At 42.7% G+C, this 518-nt stretch carries 1 pseudogene; it reads left to right on the top strand.

Annotated elements, in window-relative coordinates:
* Positions 1–205 precede the first annotated feature (205 nt).
* Positions 206–518, top strand: a pseudogene (locus R7Q48_RS31070) (NADH:flavin oxidoreductase); the annotation flags it as partial.

Genomic DNA, 518 nt, shown 5'->3' with positions numbered 1-518 from the left:
CATCCACTTTAGAAGCAGTAATCCCACCAAACCTTAACCCAGATTAAAGTTTTGTCCTGCTCAAAACAGTAAGGTGCGCCTTGTTGATGTTAAGTCTCAAGGATTCAGAGAAGGAACAGCCATGCATTATGTATCGCTGTTCCTTTTTCGTTCTTGTTGATTTACAAACGCGTCAAACAATAAAAACGAATTAAGAGGACTGGTTTTGAGTATTTTGTTTTCCGAAGCCCGCATTGGCAGCATGACCCTAAAGAACCGCTTTGTGCGTAGCGCAACGTGGGAAAATATGGCGACTGAAGATGGCCACATGACGGCAAAGCTTTACGATATTTACGAAGAGCTTGCTAAAGGTGAAGTCGGGCTAATCGTCACAGGTTACGCCAATATCGTTGAAGAAGAAAAGCCCAACGCAGGGATGATGGGTATTTACAACGACTCGTTCATCGGAGAATACAAAAAACTCACAGAACTGGTTCATCAGTACGATTCTAAAATTGTGATGCAAATTGCTTATGGCG

This window comes from Vibrio sp. 378, assembly GCF_033339435.1.
Note: the sequence above shows the minus strand (reverse complement) of the source record. Positions and strands in the feature narration are given on the sequence as shown.